This is a genomic window from Umezawaea endophytica (assembly GCF_025061645.1).
Lineage (GTDB): Bacteria > Actinomycetota > Actinomycetes > Mycobacteriales > Pseudonocardiaceae > Umezawaea > Umezawaea endophytica.
On sequence record NZ_JANYMP010000005.1, the window covers coordinates 361,387 to 378,915 of the forward strand.

The 17,529-nt window shown below is 72.9% G+C and carries 11 protein-coding genes; 8 read left to right on the forward strand and 3 right to left on the reverse strand.

What is annotated here, in order from left to right; all coding sequences use genetic code 11:
• Window positions 1-14: 14 nt before the first annotated feature.
• Entirely contained in the window at window positions 15-3,398 is a 3,384-nt protein-coding gene (locus tag NZH93_RS13795; RefSeq protein ID WP_259623436.1) for a glycosylhydrolase-like jelly roll fold domain-containing protein, read from the reverse strand.
• 410 nt (window positions 3,399-3,808) lie between these two features.
• Here NZH93_RS13795 and NZH93_RS13800 point away from each other — a divergent pair, with 410 nt between their 5' ends.
• The gene (locus NZH93_RS13800; RefSeq protein ID WP_259623437.1) at window positions 3,809-4,867 is read left to right on the forward strand and encodes a medium chain dehydrogenase/reductase family protein; all 1,059 of its coding nucleotides are present in this window, start codon (window positions 3,809-3,811) and stop codon (window positions 4,865-4,867) included.
• A 12-nt stretch (window positions 4,868-4,879) separates the two neighbouring features.
• Here the strand turns inward: NZH93_RS13800 and NZH93_RS13805 are convergent, their stop codons facing one another.
• On the reverse strand, window positions 4,880-6,967 hold the full coding sequence (locus NZH93_RS13805) for a family 43 glycosylhydrolase (RefSeq protein ID WP_259623438.1): 2,088 nt from the start codon (window positions 6,965-6,967) through the stop codon (window positions 4,880-4,882).
• A gap of 407 nt (window positions 6,968-7,374) precedes the next feature.
• On the opposite strand from NZH93_RS13805, the gene NZH93_RS13810 reads away from it, so the two are divergent.
• From NZH93_RS13810 to NZH93_RS13835, 6 genes are all read left to right on the forward strand, one after another.
• Window positions 7,375-8,718, forward strand: a complete 1,344-nt coding sequence (locus NZH93_RS13810) for a cytochrome P450 (RefSeq protein ID WP_259623439.1) — start codon at window positions 7,375-7,377, stop codon at window positions 8,716-8,718.
• A 9-nt stretch (window positions 8,719-8,727) separates the two neighbouring features.
• Entirely contained in the window at window positions 8,728-9,807 is a 1,080-nt protein-coding gene (locus NZH93_RS13815) for a hypothetical protein (RefSeq protein ID WP_259623440.1), read from the forward strand.
• Window positions 9,804-10,712: an isoprenoid biosynthesis enzyme family protein gene (locus NZH93_RS13820; protein WP_259623441.1), complete on the forward strand. Its 909-nt coding sequence runs from the start codon at window positions 9,804-9,806 to the stop codon at window positions 10,710-10,712. The genes NZH93_RS13815 and NZH93_RS13820 overlap by 4 nt, the downstream gene beginning before the upstream one ends.
• Window positions 10,713-10,874: 162 nt before the next feature.
• Window positions 10,875-12,581: a glycosyltransferase gene (locus NZH93_RS13825; RefSeq protein ID WP_259623442.1), complete on the forward strand. Its 1,707-nt coding sequence runs from the start codon at window positions 10,875-10,877 to the stop codon at window positions 12,579-12,581.
• A gap of 82 nt (window positions 12,582-12,663) precedes the next feature.
• On the forward strand, window positions 12,664-15,213 hold the full coding sequence (locus NZH93_RS13830) for an ATP-binding protein (protein ID WP_259623443.1): 2,550 nt from the start codon (window positions 12,664-12,666) through the stop codon (window positions 15,211-15,213).
• Window positions 15,210-15,590: a hypothetical protein gene (locus NZH93_RS13835; RefSeq protein WP_259623444.1), complete on the forward strand. Its 381-nt coding sequence runs from the start codon at window positions 15,210-15,212 to the stop codon at window positions 15,588-15,590. Before NZH93_RS13830 ends, NZH93_RS13835 begins: the two co-directional genes overlap by 4 nt.
• Here NZH93_RS13835 and NZH93_RS13840 read toward each other — a convergent pair.
• Window positions 15,587-16,435 carry a phytanoyl-CoA dioxygenase family protein gene (locus NZH93_RS13840; protein WP_259623445.1) on the reverse strand — a complete coding sequence of 283 codons (849 nt, stop codon included), beginning with the start codon at window positions 16,433-16,435 and terminating at the stop codon, window positions 15,587-15,589. The genes NZH93_RS13835 and NZH93_RS13840 overlap by 4 nt on opposite strands.
• 99 nt (window positions 16,436-16,534) lie before the next feature.
• Here NZH93_RS13840 and NZH93_RS13845 point away from each other — a divergent pair, with 99 nt between their 5' ends.
• Window positions 16,535-17,521, forward strand: coding sequence for a LacI family DNA-binding transcriptional regulator (locus tag NZH93_RS13845; RefSeq protein ID WP_259623446.1), 987 nt, complete (start codon window positions 16,535-16,537; stop codon window positions 17,519-17,521).
• The last annotated feature ends 8 nt before the right edge of the window (window positions 17,522-17,529 follow it).

Consider the following 17,529-nt stretch of genomic DNA (forward strand, 5'->3'; position numbering starts at 1 on the left):
CGGATGTCCTGCCCTCAGCCCTCGGGGGCCAGCGCGATGTCGACGAGCCGTTCCGGGCGCAGGAGCACCGGGCCGACCAGTCCGGACGGGAGCACCTGGCCACGGGTGTTGGCCCCGGTGTTGGTGACCCGGACGCGCACGAGGTTGGGGCCGGGCCGCAGCAGCGCCGTGACGTCGACCCGGTACGGCGCCCAGAGCCTCGACCCGACCGCGGAGCCGTTGACCTCGACCTGGGCCACGTCGTGCACCACACCGAGGTCCAGCGCCCAGCGGCGCCTGGCGAACACCGCGGCGTCGAGCGTGAACTCCCTGTCGTACCAGGCGGAGCCCGAGTGGGCACTGTCCACATCGGTCCAGGAACCCAGTGGTCGGCGGGTGGTGCCCGCGCCCTCCCGGTCGAAGCGGAACCCCCAGTCACCGTCGAGCGGAACGGGGGTGAGCGGGTCCGTCACGGTCACCGTGCCCCGGTGCCGACGACGGCCCGCGGTCGCGACGACCGTGACAGGGCCGGGCGCGGTCACCCGCACCGTGGCGCGGACCTTCCCGCCGTCGACGCGCACCCGTTCCACCGGTGCCGTCGCGGACACGGCGTGCGCCGGTTCCCGCCCCACGCGGAACACCACCAGCAGAGTCGCCTTCGGTTCCAGCCGCAGCACTACCGCGGTGCCGCCGTCGGGCTCGCCGGTGAACGGAGCCGACCGCCACACGCCCGCCGTCGTCGCGGTGCCGCTGTCCGGGTCCCAGACCTCCGGAACCCCGGTCGCGGGGAACGTGGCGGTGACGTCGACGGCCGCGTCGCGCTCGTTCATGAGCACGAAGGCGCGCTCGCGGCCACGTTCCAGCCGGAGCACCCGGACGTCCGCCATCGGCGGGCTCAACGAGACCGCGGCGGCGCCCGCCGCGACCACCGCAGCGGCGGCAGCCATCGGATCGGCCGCGCGGATCGCTTTGCGCGGACCGGTGAACAGCGCGTCCAGCGCGCGGCGCAGGTCGGCGTGCCGTCCCCCGGCCTCACGGGTGGGCAACTCACCGATGACGACGAGGGTCCCGCCGCCGCGGACGAACCGGGTCAACACCGACACCGCGCCCAGGGCCAGCACCGGCGTCCACGGCAGCACGACGACCCGGTAGCGCTGCTTGCCCAGCGCGAGCGCGGACCCGCTCGGCCGGGCGTGCGCGACGAGCGCGGGGTCCGCGTCCAGCGCGCCCTCGTCGACGAAGTCGAAATCGACCTGGACGTCCTCCAACGCGTGTGCGGCGCCCGTGAACGCCTCGTCGATCGGCGCGAGCGTCGCGGTGTCCTGGAAGGTCTCGACCGCCCGTTGCGGCTGCACCAGGGCGGTGCGCGCCATCGCGGGCGTGCGGCACGCCTCCATCAGGCGGCCGATCCAGTCGTTCAGCGGCGCGGAGACGTCCCACCACGGGTTGACCGGCTGGAACGGCGGCGGGTAGACGATCTGGTCCGAGTCGGTGAACCTGGCGTGCAGCAGCGTGTGGTTCACCCCGCGCACGGCGAACGCCCCGACCACCTCCCGCGTGAACGCCGGGGTGACCTGCCAGCCCGCCCCGCCCATCGCCTCCAGGTACACCCGTTCCAGGCCGAGCTGGTGCGCGGTGCTCGCGGGCCACCTGGACAGCGTGCGGTGGTGACCGCGCTGGAAGTGGTCGAAGATCAGATCGGTGCCGGGGACCTGCGCCCACTGGTTGGTGGTGTTCAGGTTGCCCGAACTCCTGACCTGCTCCCCCGGCCCGTACTCGTCCCACAGCGGGTTGGAGATGAACCGCAGCCCGTGACCGGCCATCCACTCGCCCTGGCGGCGGTGGTAGGCCGAGGCGAAGCGGTCGGACACGGCACGCCAGAACACCCCGCGCAGCCGCAGGCCGTCCGGTCCCAGCTCGTCGTGCACGGCGGCCAGCGCGATCCCCGGCGTCACACCCGACCGGGACAGCTCGGCGTCCAGCGACCGGGACCACGGCACGGCGGCGAAGTGCGCGTCGGCCGAGGCGAGGAACGGTTCGTCGTCGGCGAACCCGCGCAGCACCCCGCCCACGGCCCAGGGGAACCTGCGCAGGTACTCGCCGGGCACCACGTCGAGGAACAGGTCCACGGCCTCGTCGTCGAGCAGGTCGAGGTAGGTGTGGCCCGCGTCGCCGCCCAGCGGCCGGAGGGTGAACAGGTCCACCCGCCACCGGCCCGCCGGGGCGTTCCACACCCCGGCGCCGCGGGCCAGGTCCGTCAGGTCGATGACCGAGGCGACGTCCGCCGCCCCCTCCGGCCTGGCCGTCGCGGCGACCGGCGGAACGGCGGCGGGCAGGGCGAAGGCGTCCAGGGCGGCAGGCGAGTCGAACCCGTCGGCGAACAGCGTGCGACCGGCCGCGTCGACGACGGTCAGTCCGTCCCACGACGACCGCTGGTCGGCGACCGCCCGCACGCCGACCCGTCCGGTCGCGTACGTGCCGTCGACGACCGCGGGCTGCGCCACGCCGTCCACCGACGGGACGATCCGGTCCCCTCGGACCTCGACCTCCAGCACGTGGTCGACGGCGGGGTCGAACCCCTCGACCGGCACGCCCCCGCGCACGAGGGTGAACGCGCCGTCGACCTGCCGCCAGACGTCCACCGCGCCGTCGCGGCGCAGGTCCGCGAGGATCCCGTTCGCCTCGTCGCGAGCGCGCACCACCAGACCGGCGGTGCCGCGGTCCACCCGGACCTCGGCCACCACGGCGTAGTCCTGCCAGTCCGCGCCCGCGCGGAGCAGCGTGATCCCGTTGCGAGCACTCGCGTCCACCAGCAGCCGTCCGTCCGAAACGGACAGTCCTCGGCTGACCAGCGGCACCGGCCCCGCACCCGTCACGACCACGGTCTCCCGGCCGACGCCCTTGACGCCAAGGTCCGGCCGCGGCGGGTAGACCCGGTCGCCGACCTTCCCACCGTTGACCACGAACCCGCCGCCACGGCCGCTGGGGAAGAAGTCGTCGTTGAACAGCCACAGGTGCGTGCCGTGCCGCTGCGCCTCGCGGAGCGTGAACTCGATGAGGGTGAACCAGTCCTCGGTGAAGAACCGCGGTCGGAGTGCCGAGGTGTCGAAGGGGAACACCAGCACCTCGAACACGCCCTGCGCGCGCAGGTCGGCGAGTTGGGCGGCCACGAGGTCGGTGGTGACGGTGCCGTTCCAGAACCAGAGGACCGTCGGTCGGCTGTCCGGACGCGGATCGGTGAACCGAGCGGCCGGGAACCCTTCCCCCGCCTCGGGAGCGGCGCTCGCGGTCGACCGCCCACCCGCCGCCGACACCCCGGCGACCAGCGCCGCCGCGGCGGTGAGCGCGAGCACGCGACGCCGTGGAAGCCGTAGCTCACCGGCGGTCGTCACGACGCGGACCTGATGTGGATCCTGCATGGTTCCTCGACTCCCGCGTGGACAGTTCTGGAATCAGGGGGAACGGACACCTACGGTCGCCAAGATCGATTGAAACGATTCATTCGCTGACCCGGCCACGGTATATGACCTGCGTCACTCGGGTCAAGATTGTTGACCGAAACCTGCGGACACACCACGTATCAGCCGAGGTGGCAGCACCCCCACCTTGTCGCGACTGCCGCCAAGAGTCCTGAAACGTTTCAGCGCATGACGAACCCGCCAGCGCGCGGAGCTGATCAACCGGCGCCGCAGCGCTCGACCCAACGACTCGTGCCGCCACGCAGGCCGCCGCCACCCGAGCAACGGGTTGACACACCATGACACATCGCCGCATAGTTACGACCATTAACAGAGCGACGCACCGTCGCCCACTGCCCGAGGAGCCGACCATGCCCGACACCACCACCATCACCACGACCGAGATCGTGCTGCCCGGCAAGGTCGCCCCCAGCGGACTGCGCCCCACCCAACGCCCCCTGCCCCCGCCCGGCATCGGCCAGGCCCTGGTCCGCGTCGAAGCGACCGCGGTCTCGTTCGCCGAGAGCGCCATGCGCCGTGGCCGCTACTTCGGCCAACCCGCGTTCCCGTTCGTCCCCGGCTACGACCTCGTCGGCACCGTCCAGGCCGTCGGCCCCGGTGGGGACACCACGCTGATCGGCAGGCGCGTCGCCGCGCTGACCAAGACCGGTGCCTGGGCCACCGCCGTCCTGCTCCCCGCCGCCGACCTGGTCCCCGTGCCCGACGGGGTCAGCGCCGAGGACGCCGAGACGGTCACCGTCAACGGGCTCACCGCCTACCAGATGCTCCACCACGTGGCCAAGGTCCAGGCCGGGCAGACCGTGCTCGTCACCGGCGTCAGCGGCGGCGTCGGCACCCTGCTCGCCCAACTCGCCCGCCACGTGGGCGCCCGCGTCATCGGCACGGCGAGCCCACGCCACCACGAAGCACTGCGCGCACTGGGCGTCGACCCCGTCGACTACCACGACCCCGACCTGTCCGCCCGCGTCCGCGAACTCGCCCCCGACGGTGTCGACGCCGTCTTCGACCACCTCGGCGGCGCCAACACCGCCCCCTCCTACCGACTGCTCAACAGCACCGGAACCCTGATCTGCTACAGCATCGCCAGCAAGCTCGACGACACCACCCCCGTGGTCCTCAGCTTCCTCAACGTGCTGACCAAGCTCGCGTTCTGGAACTACCTCCCCACCAAGAAGCACGCGAGCTTCTACGACGTCTGGTCGGGCTCCGGCAAGCCCGACTCCCCCAAGCGCGACGCGTTCCGCGCACGGGTCCACACCGACCTCACCCACGTCTTCACCCTGCTGCGCGACGGCGTCCTCACCGCGAAGATCGCCGCCCGCTACCCCCTCACTGACACGGCGGCCGCCATGGCACTCTCCGAGTCCTCCACCCGAACCACCCTCGGCAAGATCATCCTCGTGCCCTGAGGACGCCCCGGCCTAGCGGATCTCGGCCTCCAGGTGCAGCGTTCGGCCGGGTTCGGTCTGCCAGCTCGCGCCCGAGTCCCGGCTGATCAGCGCCTTACCACCGGCGTACGGCTCGGTGTCGGTGTAAGCGAGGCCGTACGAGCCCTTCGTGGCCGTGGTCCGGACCACCAGGGCGAACTGCTCACCGGGCCGCACCGCGAGCGGGGTGAGGAGGCGCAGTGGTACCCAGCGCGCCGCCCAGGACACCTGGTCGCGAGGGACCTGCGTCGACGCCACCGTCTCGGCGGGCGAACCGTCGCGCACCCGTTTCAGCTCCAGCACCAGACCGGCGTCCGGGTAGTCGGTCTGGAAGCTGGTGAACCGGACCTCGGTCAGCCGTCCGGCCTTCGGCACCGTGAAGGTCTGCGCCCTGGCCAGCCCGCCGCTGACGTCCCAGTGCGTGCGGTACCCGTTGTGCCCGGTGGACACGGCGGGCGTGCGCGGGGGCGTCGACCGTCCTACCGGGACGGTGACGTTGTAGGAGGCGCCGCACTCGATCGGCCGGATCGCTCCAGCCTCGTCGAACGACAGCGGCTGCCAGTAGTGCTTGGCGAGCGACTCGTTCGCCTTGCCGTCCATCCACACGTCCGACTGGTACAGGAACACCGGGCCGGACCGGGTGGCGATCCGCAGCACGTCGGTCGGCTGCCCGCCGCACGACGTGGTCGTGATGTTGGTGCCGGTGATCAGCGCGCCGGGGGTGTCCCACCGGGCGAGGTCGCCGGAGAAGTCGTCGCTCAGCAGCACCTGCCCGTCCGGGGCGACCACCGAGATGGCGTCCACGCTCGCGCGTTCGCCGTCGTACTGGCGGAAGCCGACGCGTCCGGTGGCGCTCGTCGAGTCCGTGGTGGTGTCGACCAGCCGTCCGTCGATCCACGTCCTGATCGTGGGGCCTTCGACCTCGATCCTGACCTCGTACCGCTGACCGGTGGTGATCGCCATCGGGAGCGGCACCGTCACGGCGGGCTTGCCCGGCACGAGCTTGGTCAGGTTGCCGCCGGTCGCGCCCGCGTGCGGGTAGTTGCCGATCAGCCACCGGTAGTCGCCCGCGGTCGACGAGCGCACGACGAGGCCCACCTGCCCGTAGTTCCCACCGCGGGCCGGTTCGGGCGTGACCGTCGCGGTGACCGCGTAGTCCCGCCACGACTCGCCGTCCCGGCTCAGCCCCACGTCACCGCCGTCGATCCGCAGCGCGCCGCCGGAGGCGGACCAAGCGTCCGGCACGACGCCCTTGCCGGTCCACGGCCCGAGCGGGTTCGCCGCGGTGACGAACCCCGTGCCGGTGGTCCGGTAGCCCCGGTTCGGATCGGAGTAGGTGAGGTAGTAGCGGCCGTCCCGCTTGAAGATCGTCGGCGCCTCGGTGCCGCGGATGCCCACGCGGCTCCACCGCCCGGTGCCCGTGGTGTAGGTGGGGTCCAGTTCCTCGACGACCAGGTCGCCACCGCGCCGCCAGTCCGTGAACGCCAGGTACGCCGAACCGTCGTCGTCCACGAAGACCTGGTGGTCGCCGTAGTTCACGCCGCCCGCGGGCCCTTCCGCCGGGCCGAGGTCCGGCACGGCGACCTCGGTGAACCCCGACGTCGGGCTGGTCGAGGTGAAGACCCGGTAGCCGACGCCGTTGTCGTAGGTGTTGATCCACAGCACGTACCGGCCGGTCGCGCTGTTGCGCACGACGTGCGGGCGGAAGCAGCCGTAGGTCCCGCCGTCGCACCGGGTCTGCCAGACCTCGCCCCGCGCGTCGAACAGCGGGCCGCGCGGGGTCCACGTCACCAGGTCCGGGGAGGAGTACGACACGAACCCGCAGAACGGCGCGCTCGGGGTGTTCCACTCGAAACCGCAGCCGTAGGACGTGCCGTAGAGGTAGTAGGTGTCGCCGAACCGCTGGACCTGACCGTCGTGGGCGTCGATCGCGTCGCCGTTCACGTCGAACCGGATCGCCGCGTTCCCGGCCCGGTCCTGGTTGACCAGGGTCACCGCCCGCTCCCCCGCCGGTCCCGCGTGCGCGGGAGCGAGGCCCGCCAGCAGGGCTCCGACCAACGCCAACGCGCCGAGGGCTTTCATCGTCCACTCAGGACGGGACGAGGGCGGGAAGTGGTCGTTTCGCTTCTCACGGCACTCCCTTGTGCGCAGGCGGAAATAAAACGTTCCAACTCAGCGTCAACCACCACTCGACCGCCGTCAAGGATTACTCTCCGCACACCATCCAGCAAAGCGCGAAGAAGACAAAATTCGCTAAACATCAACATTCACACCAAGAGGACAGAACCGGACAGCCGCGTGACGTGGGACGTCAATCGACCATCACCGATACGCAGTGTCACTTATTCGCCACTATTTCCTCGGCGCCGGTTGTGGCTTGACGCTCCACACCCCTATCCATAGGCTCCGAATTTGAATCGTTTTACCCCCCACAGCCGATCGGCTGACGCGGATCCGCGTGCCCGCTGCCGATCGACAAGAGGACACCGATGTCGAGCACCGAGATCCCCCGCGCCCCAGGGGCCGTCCCCCTGCTGGGGCACAGCGGCGCGCTGCTCCGCGACCCGCTGCTGTTCCTGAGGTCGACGGCGAACGCGGGCGATCTGCTGAGGGTGGACCTCGGACCGTTCAAGACCATCGCCGTCTGCGACCCGGAACTCGCCAGGCACGTGTTCCGCCACGATCGCGTCTTCGACAAGGGCGGCCCGATGTTCGACCTCATCAAGGAGGTCACCGGGCACCGGTCGATGGTCGTCATGGACCGGGACAGCCACCGCACGCGTCGGCGGATGGTCCAGCCCGCGTTCCACTCCGCCCGCTTCCCGGAGTACACCAGGGTGATCCTGGACCAGGTCGACACCGTGATGGACTCCTGGCACGACGGCGACCGGATCGACCTCTACGAGCAGATGAAGCTGGTCACGGCCCGCGTCGGCCTGCTGACGATGTTCTCCCACATGCAGCCCGAGTGGATCATCAGCCGCACCCTGCGCGACTCGATAACGATCATGAACGGGGTGTTCCGGCGCATCGTCACCCCGTCCGCCCTGAACAGGCTGCCCACCGCCGGGAACCTCCGCTACCAGCGGGCGAACGCCCGGCTGCGGGTGGTCGTCGACCGGATCGTCGACGAGTACCGGCGGCACGGCGTGAACCGCGGCGACCTGCTCTCGGTGCTGCTCAACGCGGAGTCCGACGGGACGCCGGACGGGACGTCCCCGCCGATCACCAACACCGACGTGCACGACGAGGTCACCGTCTTCTTCCTGGCGGCCATGGACACCACCGCGGCCTCGCTGGCCTGGACCATGACGGAGCTGATGCGCCGCCCCGAGGTCTACCGCCGGGTGCGGGAGGAGATGGACGTCGTGCTCGCAGGCAGGCGGGCGAGCGCCGACGACCTGCCGCGCCTGCGGTACACCGGCCAGGTCATCGCCGAGAGCCTGCGGCTGCACCCTCCCGTGTGGCTGCTGACCAGGAACGCCACCGTGGACACCGAACTCGCGGGCCACCCGGTCGAGGCGGGTTCCGCGATCCTGCTCAGCCCCTACCTCCTGCACCAGCGGGAGGACGCGTTCCCGGAGGCGGGGTCGTTCGACCCGGACCGCTGGGCGGAGCAGGCCAAACAGGACCGGGACTCGTTGCTGGCGTTCGGTTTCGGGCCGCGCAAGTGCATCGGCGACGTGTTCGCGGTGACCGAGATGACCCTCGCACTGGCCCGGATCATCCCGACCTGGGACCTGGAACCCGACCACTGCGTGGAGGTCCGGTCGTCGGCCTCCTTCGTCCTGAGCCCGCGGAGGTCGACGGCCACCCTGAAGCGGATCGGGTGACCCACCTCAGTGGAACTGTCGACGTCAGCCCCTGCTTCCCTGTCCCTGAAACGAGCGCGCGCCTACCTGGAGGAGGTGGCGGACAGCCCGGCCGACCACCTCTCGGTGCTGGCGTCGCCGGACGCCGGGTTCCGCCACGTCGTCCCCCGGTCGGCGGTGCGGGCGCACCTCCGGCGGACCGTCGGCGTCGACCCCGGTTTCGACCTCGGGGCCGACGCGTTCGCCGCCATGATCGGCCTGGCGCTGGCCGACCGGCGGGACCCGGTGGTGCCCGCCGAACTCCTCGACCTGTTCGCGGAGAGGATCGCGCTGTGCCGTCGGCGGAACAGGTACGGCTACTTCGTGGACGTCCCGGAGTTCGCCGCCGACACCGACTGCACCGCGCTGTCGGCCGCGGGCCTGTACGAGCACGGCAGGCAGTCCAGGGCGGACCTGGCCGAGGCCGCGAGGGAACTCGTGCGGGCCGCGGCCCCGCCGTCGGCCGCTCGGGAGGGGCTCCGGCCGAACGTCGTCCTGGTGTACTGGGACGACGCCGTGGAACCCTCGGCGCCGCGGCGCGGCCTCAAGCACGACGCCGTGGTGTGCGCCAACGCCCTGTACACCCTTTCCCTGGCACGGGAATCCGGCGCCTGGGACGAGGGCGCCGACGTCCTGGAGGCCACCGCGCGCCACGTCGGCGCGCACCTCGGCTCGTCCGAGCCCCTGGGCGGAACGCGCTACTACCCCGACCCCACCGCGTTCCTCTTCGCCGTCTCCCGGCTCTGCGACGGGTTCGAGCCCCACGCCCGGTCGTTCCGCGGTGCTCTCGCCCGCCGGATCGCGACAGCGCGGACACCCGACAACCCGCTGTCCCTGGCGCTGGCGCTGATCGCCGGGCGGGCCGCGGGAGCCCCTGCCGACCAACTCGACGAGTGGGGGCGGGCGCTCGTGCGCGGTCAACGGGACGACGGCTCCTGGCCCGCCGCCCCGTACTACCGGATGGGCAGGTTCGACCTCTGCTTCGGCTCGCCGCTGATCACCACTTTGTTCGCCGTCCGGGCCCTGCTGGGGGCTCCGGTTCGAGGCACCGCGCTCGGAGGAACCGCTTGAGACCCGTCGAATCCCGCTTCGCCGACAACGCCCACAGCGTCCTGTTCGACCACCTGGTCCGGTGGTCGACCGCCCACTGCACCTGTCCGACAGGGCCGGGCGAGCACATCGGCCAGAGCTTCGCCGCGGCCACCTTCAGCGCGTTCTGCGCACCGCCCCACGCGTCGGACGAGCAGGCGCTCGTGGCGGCCAAGTGCTGCCTGCTGTTCTTCCTCGTCGACGACGGCCCGGCCGAGCGGCTCGACGACCTCGTCCGCTTCCTCGACACGGGCGAGGGGGCCGTCGGCAACGAGGCGGCCGCCTGCTGGACGTCCCTGCTCGCGGACCTCGACAAACTCGGCTGCGACGTCGACGACCTCGTCCCGGCGCTCCGCGCGTGGGCGGACAGCACGCGCCGGGAGCAGGACGTCGACGTACGGACGCTCACCCCGGAGGGCTACCACGCGCTCCGCAAGGACACGATCTTCGTCTCGTGCCTGGTGTTCTGCTGGCTGTCGCTGCTGGGCGCCCGCGTCCCTGAGACCGCGAGCGAGGACCTGCTGGACCTCGCGATCCGCGTCGTCGTCCTCGCCAACGACCTGGGCTCGCTGCGTGCAGACGGCACACCTCCCGACTCCCCCGACGCCCTGGTCGACATCAACACCGTCGTGCTCGCGCACGACGGCACGGGCTCGGTGGAGGAGGCCGTCCACCAGGCCGTCCTCGACCACAACGCGCTCGTGCTGAGGTTCCGCGCCGCCGAACGCGACCTGGTCGAGCACGCGGGTCCCGACGACGAGCGGACGTCCGCGTTCCTCTCGGTGGTGCGCCACGTCGTCAACGGCAACCTGCGCGGCACCCGCTACCTGACCGCGGAGCGCTACCCCGGTTCGGCGGAAACGCTGGGGCGCCTCGACCTCGTGTAGCCGCGGCGGGCGACGGGGTATGCACCCATCCGGGTGGAGCGCGTTGACCTGCATGAAGAGGATCACCGGCGGTGATATGACTGGTGTCCGGTGCGATTGAGCAGCCAACCGTGGCCGACCGGTCGTCTCAGCCGACGTCATCAGGAGCGACGGGGGGCCGCCGTGCTGCACGTGGACCTGTCGGTGAGTCCCGGCGCCGAAGTCGTGGTGGCGGTGGCGGGTGAGGTGGGTCCGGCCGCGGTCCGCCTCCTCACCGAGAGCCTGCGCCGCGCTCACCGGCTGGTGGCGGAGCCGAGCGCCATCGTGGTGGACCTGACCGGTGCACGGCTGCTGACCGCCGCGGGCGTCACGGCGCTGCTGGCGTTCGGCCAGGAGTGCCGACGGCGCGGCGTCCCGCTGCGGCTGGTCACCTCCTCCGTGGGGCGCCACGACGCCGGGACGGCCCCGGAGGGCGGCCTGGCGGGTGGAGTCGTGGGTCAGGCCCTGGCGGTGCTCATGACGGACCTGGGGCTCGACCAGGAGCGGGCGCGGACGCGGCTGGCCGACCTGGCCCGGCGCTCCGGCCTCGACGTGGTCGACGTGTCCGCCGAGATCGTCTCCCGGCTGCCCGCCCGGCCGACCACCGCGAACCCGCGCGCCGGGCCGTCCGGGGCGCGCGCGGAGCCGCGGGCGCTGGAGATCGACTTCGTCGCCGCGTCGTGGGAGGTGGAGTCGGCGGAGTACCGGACCCACATCGCCGATCTCGCGGCCGCGTTGAGCCGCTCGGGTCACGCGGTCACGCTCCACGTCCGCCGCGACTCCCCCGACCTGCCCGTGGTGGCGCGCACCCGGCGCGGGTACCGGCTCTCGCGCGTGCCCGCCGGGCCACCCGTCCCGCTGGCGCGGGAGGCGCTGCCGTCCTGCCTGGACGAGTTCGCGTCCTACCTCGACCGCCAGTGGGACGACCACGCCCCCGACGTCGTCCACCTCCACTCGTGGCTGTCGGGCTTGGCGGTCCACGAGTGCCGCGCGCCGCTCGTGCAGTCCTTCCACGGGCTCAAGGTCGTCGAGCGGCACGGCCTCCACGCCGTCGAGCGCGAGAGCGGCCAGGGCGGCGGGCGGGCGAACCTGGAGCTGCTGATGGCTCTCGCCGCCGACCACGTCATCGCGGCCAGCGGCGACGAGAGGAGGGGGCTCGTGCGCAACCGGGTGCCCGCGACGAAGGTGTCGCTGGTGCCCTGGGGCGTCGACACCGACAGGTTCGGCCCCGACGGTCCCGTGGCGCGCCGCGGCACCCTGCGCCGGGCCATCGCGCTGGGCGATCTGCTGCCTCACAACGGTTTCCACACCGTCGTCGAGGCCGTGGCCGGTGTCCCCGACGTCGAACTGCTGTTCGTCGGCCCCTTCCGCTCACCGACCCCGCACGGCGTCCCCGAGTTGCGGCGGCTCGTCCGCCACGCGCGCCGCCACCGCGTGGCGGACCGGACCCGGTTCCTCGGCCGGGTCGAGCGGGACGACCTGCCCGCGCTGCTGCGCTCCTGCGACGTCGCCGTGCACGTGCCGCGGCACGAACCGTCGGGCGTCGCCGCCCTGCGGGCCATGGCGTGCGGCGTCCCGGTGATCGCGTCCGCGGTGGACGCGCTGGCCGACATCGTCGTGGACGGGCTCACCGGCAGCCTCGTCCCGCCCGGCGCGCCGGTCACGCTCGGCCGCGCGCTGCGGCACCTGCTCGACGACCCGACGCGGCGGGAGTTCTACTCGGCGACGGGCGTCGACCGCGTGCGGGACCGCTACTCCTGGGACCGGGTCACCGCGGCGGTGGTCGACACCTACCGGCTGGCCGTCGGCACGACCGGCAGGCAGGACCGCCGCGGGCGTGAGCGGAGGTGACCTCGACACCGGTGCGCCCGTTCTCGTGCCACGACGGGAGAAGCGCGTCGACCTGGCGGGCGGGCCGTGGCACCCTGGAACGATGGTGGACCACGATCGCGTCCGCAACACCGTCGGGGGGCGGGTCGAGAACTCCGTCATCGTGCAGGCCGGGCGGATCGAGGGCGGGTTGCACCTGCACCTGCCGCCGGGGCCGCCCGCGGTCGTGACGCCTCTCGCGGGGCTGGGCGAGGCGGCGCCGGAGCTGTTCGTCGGCCGCGTCGACGAACAGGCCAGGCTGCTGCGCGAACTGGAGGCGGAGCGGTCCGGCGAGGTGGTCGTGGTGTCGGCCGTGGCGGGCATGGGCGGTGTCGGCAAGACCGCGCTGGGCAAGCGGGTCGGCGCCGTCGCGGTGGACCGGGGCTGGTTCACCGGCGGCGCGTTCCTGGTCGACCTGCGCGGTTACGACCCCGACGGCCACCGGGTCGCCGCGCACACCCTGTTCGGGCCGCTCCTGCGGGCGTTGGGCGTGCGCGACGACACCGTGCCCGCCACCGAGCCCGAGCAGGCCGCCGCCTACCACCGGGTGCTCGACGGGCTCGCCCACCAGGGCAGGCGCGTGCTCCTGGTGCTGGACAACGCTTCCAGCGGCGACCAGGTCCGCGACCTGCTGCCCCGCCACCGCGCGCACCGGGCCGTCGTCACCACGCGCGAGACGTTCGCGCTGCCGGGTGCGCGCACGCTCGAACTGGACCTGTTCACCGACGCCGACGCGCTCGCGCTGCTGGAGCGGTCGATCGCCGCGCGCTGCCCCGGCGACACCCGCGTCACCGCCGAGCCAGAGCGGGCGGCCAGGCTGGTGGCGCTGTGCGGGCGGCTGCCGCTCGCCGTGGAGATCACCGCCGCGCTGCTGGCCGACGACCCCGACCAGCCGCTCGCCGAACTGGCCGACGAGCTGGAGCGGGCCGCGTCGACCGTGACCGTGCTGCGCCGCGGTGAACAGGCGGTCGCGGCCACGTTCGACCTGTCCTGGGGGCGTCTCCTCAACCGCGACCCCCTCGCGGCGCGGCTGCTGGGCCTGCTGACCCTCAACCCCGGCCCCGACCTGAGCACGGAGGCGGCCGTCGCGCTCGCCGAGGACGAGGCGGTTCGCCCGCGGCTGCGCACGCTGCGCCACACGCACCTGCTCCAGCGGGTGAACGGGCGCTGGGTGCTGCACGACCTGATCCGCGACTACGTGCGCCACCGCGTTCCCGACGACGACGCGGCGCGCACGCGGTTGCTGGAGCACTACGCCCGAGCCGCCACCGACGCCGACCACCACTGGCTCGACGCCGAGCGCGCGAACCTGCTGACGGCCGTCCCGCTCGCCGCTGGCGCGGGCCGCCACCCCGTGGTGCTGGCGCTGGCGACGGCGCTCGACCCATTCCTCTCGGCCCGCCACCACACCACCGAGCGGGTGGCCGTCGCCGAGCATGGACTCACGGCGGCCCGCGGGCTCGGCGACGCCGCGGCCGAGGTGGCGGCGCTGACCCGCGTCGGCCACGCGCTGTGCTCCACGGGCCGGACCGACGCGGGAATCGTGGCGCTGCAACGGGTGGTGGAGCTGCGCCCGGACGTCGACGGCCTGATCACGCTGGGCATCGCGTTGCGGAGCGCGAAGCGCTGGGACGAGGCGTTCGCGACGTTCGACGAAGCACAGCGGGCCTGCCACGACGACCGCGGTGTCGCACAGGTGCGGATGAGCCGCGCCATCGCGTTGCTGGGTGCCGCGCGGACCGCCGAGGCGGTCGTCGAGACGCGTGCCGCGGTGGAGCTGTGGCGCGGGCTCGACGAGGCCGAGCTGTGCGTGGCCCTGTCGACCCTCGGCTACGTCCTGTTGGCCGCGAACCACCTGCTCGACGCGACGGAGGCCCTGCGGGAGGCCGTCGAACGGGCCCACGGGCTCGGGCTGGCGGACGTGGAAGCCGGTGCGCTGGTCAACGTCGCCGTGGCGACGGCGATGCTGGGTCGTCCGCGCGCGGCGGCCGCGGCGTACGGGGCGGCGATCTCGGTCTACCGCTCCCACGGTCACGAGGACGACGCCGCCAGGACCGAGGTCGGGTACGCGTACTTCCTGGCGTGGCGCGGGCGGCTCGACGCCGCGATCACCCTGCTCGGCCGCACGATCGACGATTTCGCCGCACGGGGCGACCGGCAGGGCGAGGGTGACGCCAGGATGGTGCGCAACCGCGTCCACGTCTGGGCCCGACGCCACGCCGAGGCCGCGCTCGACCGGGAACGCGCGCTCGACCTGTTCCGCGCGGCGGGCGACCCGCACCGGGAACGGCTGGCCTCCGGGGAGTCCGGGAGGTCGGTCTACGAGGCGGACCTCCCGCCCCGGTACACGTCGAACACCCCGCGCGAACCGGAGCGCGTGTCGTGGCGCGGCGGCGTGTGGGCGACCGGTCTGCTGGTGGTGCTGGGCGTGATCGCGTACTCGGTCGGGCCGTGGTGGGCGTTGGCCGTCGCGTGCGCCTTCGGTGTCGTGGTCCTGGTCGTGGTCGCGAAGGGGCTGCGCGAGGCGATGCCCGCGATCGTCGACCAGGTCGCCCAGCGCGAACGCGAGGTGGTCGCCCACCGGATCGGGGCGCTCGGCCCGGAGGTGCCGTGAACGAGGACGAGATGCGGGAGGAGGCGTTGCGGGGGCTGGAGGACGGCCCTCCCCGCGTGCGGACGGAGATGGGCGCCAACGTCGGCTGCGTCCAGGTGCCGTGGCTCACCGTGGGCTGCTCGTCGGTGCTCGCGGTCCTGGGTGCCGCCGCCACCCTGCTCGCGCACGGCCCGTGGTGGCTGCTGGCCGCGTTCGCCCTGCTGTTCGCCTTCGGGTTCGGCGGGCTGCCGCGCTTCCTGGTCTACGCGGCGGCCACGGCGTGGATCGGGTACCGCACCTGGGGTTCCTGGTGGTTCGCGATCCCCGTGGCGCTCGTCCTGGTCGCCCTCCTCACCGGGAACCGGTTGTTCAGGCCGCGCCTCCGCGTCGTCGGCTAGTCGGACGCGCCCATCACCAGGCCCTCGATGGTGTGCTTCTGGGTGATGGGCCGGAGGGTGTCCACGATCGGGCAGTCGAGGTGGGCGCGCACCGCTTCCGGTAGTGCCGCCCAGAACTCGCGGGTCACGGCGGTGTCGTGGCGGGCGCCGTTGTCCGCGCCCGGCCCGTCGAGGCCCAGTACGAGGACGGGGCGGCTCTTCGCGGAGTGGTTCGCGGTGCCGCGGTGGACGGTCAGCGCCGAGCGGATCGAGATGTCGCCCATCCGCGGGAACTTGCGCACGGCGAGGTCGTGGTAGCGCCGGTAGGCCTCGCGGGGCGGGAACATGCCGTGCTCGAACCCGGCGCCGTCGTCCCAGTGCGTGCCGGGCGCGATCTCGAACGGCCCCATGTCCGGTTCGGTGTCGACGGCGGTCACGTTGACCGCGAGCGAGTTCAGCCTCCGGTGGCGGGAGGTCTCCTCGGGCATCGGGAAGTCGCGGTGCCACGGCTGGTCGACCGCGCCCGCGAGCGGGACGTCGAAACCGACCTCGACGATCCGGTACTCCGCGCCCAGCACGGCCTCGGCGACGGCGGTGATCCACGGGTGGGACACCAGGTCGACGAACCCCCTCACCTGCTCGGGGTGGATCTCGACGTAGTAGCGGTTCGGCCCGCGGCCCACCGCGCCGCCCTCGCGCCCCCGCGCGTCGGCGAACGCCGTGGCGATGTCCTCGTCCAACCGCCGGACCCACTCGCGGGTGAACGCCTGGGGCAGCCCGATGACGCCGTCCTGGTGGAGGCGGCCGGTCAGCGCCGCGAGTTCCTCGGCGGGTAGCGGGGCGGGAGCGGTTCGGTGCGCGGTCATCTCAGCCTCCGTACGGCGATTTGCAACGTGGCAAACCCAGTGTGCAACGTGGCATGCCACGTTGCAAGGGTTATGCTCCAACGGACCGGGAGGAGCGGGATGAACCCGAAGCTGCGGGACGTGGCCGAGCACGCCGGGGTGTCGGTGCGCACCGTCTCGAACGTGGTCAACGAGTTCCGCTACGTCGCGCCCGCGACCCGCGAACGGGTGCGGGCGAGCATCGAGGCCCTCGGCTACCGGCCGAACATGGCCGCCCGGACGCTGCGGCGCGGCCGGACCGGGCTGGTGGCGCTGGTGATCCCGGAGATCGACTCGCCGTACTACGCCGAACTCGCCGCGCGGACGGTGCGCGTCGCCGGGGCGCGGGGGCTGACGGTGCTCATCGACCAGACCGACGGCGACGCCGAGCGCGAGACCCACCTGCTGCACGGCAGGCGCAGCCAGTTGGTCGACGGCGTCCTGTTCAGCCCGTGGGCGGTGGCCCCGGCGGAACTGGCCGCCCGCACCGACACCGTCCCGCTGGTGCTGCTCGGGGAGCACGACGGCACCGCGGGCGTCGACCACGTCGCGATCGACAACGTCACGGCCGCCCGTGAGGCCACCGAACACCTGCTGGCGCGCGGCAGGAGGCGGATCGCCGCGATGGGCATCCAGCCGCAGTCGCGGTACGCGACCACCCGCCAACGGCTCACCGGGTACCGGGCGGCGCTGGCCGGAGCGGGACTGCCCGCCGACCCGGACCTCGAGGTGGCGGTGCGGAGCCTGCACCGCGCCGACGGCCACGAGGCGATGCTGCGGCTGCTGGACTCGCCCCGGCCGCCGGACGCGGTGTTCTGCTTCACCGACGAGCTGGCGCTCGGTGCGCTGCGGGCGGCGGCCGATCGCGGCGTCGCGGTGCCGGAATCGCTGGCGCTGGTGGGCTTCGACGACGTCGAGGACGGCCGGTTCAGCGTTCCGTCGCTCACGACGGTCGCCCCGGACAAGGACCGCATCGCCGAACTGGCCCTGGACCTCCTGGCCGACCAGTCGGCGGCCCCGCGCTCCATCACCGCCCCCCACCGGCTGGTGGTGCGCGAGACGAGTTGACCCGGTGA